The 2,352-nt window shown below is 45.0% G+C and carries 2 protein-coding genes and 1 pseudogene; 1 reads left to right on the top strand and 2 read right to left on the bottom strand.

The window, feature by feature from the left end:
• Positions 1-27 precede the first annotated feature (27 nt).
• Together CCU_RS13350 and argH are read right to left on the bottom strand one after the other, a co-directional pair.
• On the bottom strand, positions 28-225 hold the full coding sequence (locus CCU_RS13350) for a hypothetical protein (protein ID WP_015535016.1): 198 nt from the start codon (positions 223-225) through the stop codon (positions 28-30).
• Positions 226-230: 5 nt separating this feature from the next.
• Positions 231-1,640, bottom strand: coding sequence for an argininosuccinate lyase (argH, locus tag CCU_RS13345; RefSeq protein WP_015535015.1), 1,410 nt, complete (start codon positions 1,638-1,640; stop codon positions 231-233).
• 233 nt (positions 1,641-1,873) lie between these two features.
• On the opposite strand from argH, the pseudogene CCU_RS13340 reads away from it, so the two are divergent.
• Positions 1,874-2,352 (top strand): annotated as a pseudogene (locus CCU_RS13340) (transglutaminase domain-containing protein); the annotation flags it as partial.

Below are 2,352 nucleotides of genomic sequence, written 5' to 3'. Positions count from 1 at the left end.
ATTTATTATACGGTATGTGGATTAAGCTTAGATAAGGTAGCCTGAATCGAGATCGACATCCTTCACGTCGTGTCTTGTGACGAGTCCGTCTTTCTGGATGTCATGCTGTATTTTTTTCAGGGTTTCCATTGGAAGCTCAGTCATGAGAGCAACCTCCTCAAGAGAGATATCGACCTTGAGCATCTTTTCTGCCATATCGTATTTGGCTTTTGTTGTATTGTTCATAAAAATCACTCCTTGGTGTGCTTGGTTAAATCCTGCTCAGCCCATTCTAAGAACTTGTCGTTTGCATCGATCACCTTCTGCATTGCAGCGTGTCCCGGAGCACCGATTGTGTTACGCTTCTGAACACATTCTTCCATGCTGATGGCTGTATATATGTCATCTTCAAATACAGGACAGATGGCCTTGTACTCGTCGAGACTAAGCTGGTCGAGGGAGATGTTCTCCTCTATGCACTTCAGAACGAGCTGGCCGACGATGCCGTGTGCATCACGGAAAGGTACACCGTGATTTACAAGGTAATCTGCGGCATCTGTTGCGTTGGTGAATCCGTTCTTGGCTGATGCTTCCATTCTAGGCTTGTTGACTGTCATGGTGGCTATCATGCCTGTGAACAGTGCGAGACATCCCTTTACAGTGTCTATCGCGTCAAATGTGAGCTCCTTATCCTCCTGCATGTCCTTGTTGTATGCGAGAGGGATTCCCTTCATGGTTGTGAGAAGGGAGGTGAGAGCACCGTAAACCCTGCCTGTCTTACCTCTTACGAGCTCGGCTATATCCGGGTTCTTCTTCTGTGGCATGATAGAGCTTCCTGTGCTGTATGAATCATCGAGCTCAACAAACTGATATTCATTTGAGTTCCAGATGATGATCTCCTCGGAGAAACGTGAGAGATGCATCATGATGGTAGACATGGCGGATAAAAGCTCTATGCAGTAATCCCTGTCGGCAACTGAATCCATGCTGTTGAGAGTCGGACCGTAGAAGTCCAGCAGAGAAGCGGTGAGCTCTCTGTCGAGCGGATATGTGGTTCCTGCGAGGGCACCTGATCCGAGAGGACAGTAGTTCATTCTGTCATATATATCGTTCATTCTGTCGTAGTCACGCTTGAACATCTCCATGTATGCTCCAAAGTGATGTGCCAGAGTTATTGGCTGTGCCTTCTGGAGGTGAGTAAATCCAGGCATGTATGTGTCGATGTGCTCATTCATAAGTCTGTGAAGAGTAGTCAGAAGCTTGTAAATAAGCTCCTTGAGCTCGATGATCTCGTCTCTTACATAGAGCTTCATGTCCAATGCAACCTGGTCGTTCCTGCTTCGTCCGGTGTGAAGCTTTTTGCCCACATCGCCGATCCTGTCTATGAGATTTGCCTCGACAAAGCTGTGTATATCTTCGTATTCTGAAGTGATCTGCAGAGAACCGTTCTCCACATCGTTCAGTATGCCCTTAAGTCCCGCTATGATCTGATCTCTTTCCTCGTCAGTGAGAATACCGGATGAAGCGAGCATGGTTACATGCGCGATACTTCCGCGGATATCCTGTCTGTAGAATTTCTGATCAAATGAAATAGATGCGTTAAAGTTATATACTAATTTGTCTGTTTCTTTTGTGAAGCGTCCGCCCCAGAGCTGAGCCATATTAAATCCTCTTTTCTGTTATTTTTTTGTTTTAGGTTGAAAACTGAGTAAATTATAAGGTAGTTTTCAAACAACGTACATTTTACAACATAAAAGTTCGCATATCAACACAAATAAGGTTTATTTATAACCACAGGAAATGCGTGGTTGGTGCTTGCGGCGCAAAAGTACAGATGATAAAATATACAGGCGGATCACCGCAGCAAAGCAGGGATGGAGGATTGACAGGAAGTTTGGGTACAAAAAAGAAGATTCTTGGAGTTATAAGTATTGTAGTTGTTCTCTCGCTGATGATGGTGGGAGTGCGGTGGTTGTTCTTCAATGTGATCAAGAGCAGCCAGATGCTTGATGGCCTGGTGGAGTTCCGGGCGGCCGTTGTCCAGGATATGGAGGACGGAAACGAGTCGGGCATGTATTATGTAAGTAATGTGGCGAAAAGTGATGTGCACAACATCAACAAATATATAGATTCGGCATACGGCTCAGTGGATACGTACAGGATAATAATTGAGACGGGAAGATATCTGGCAATACAGCTCAACTATGAACTGTCGGATAATTATTATGCTGTCAGAAAATATATAGAAGGAACGGATATCCCGGAGGACAACATAAGGGCGAAGCAGATATATGAGGTGATCGACAGCTTTATAAATGACAACATTTCAGATGGCATGAGCGACCTTGACAAGGAGATCGCCGTGCACGATTA

This window comes from Coprococcus sp. ART55/1 (assembly GCF_000210595.1).
GTDB lineage: Bacteria > Bacillota > Clostridia > Lachnospirales > Lachnospiraceae > Coprococcus > Coprococcus aceti.
Note: the sequence above shows the minus strand (reverse complement) of the source record. Positions and strands in the feature narration are given on the sequence as shown.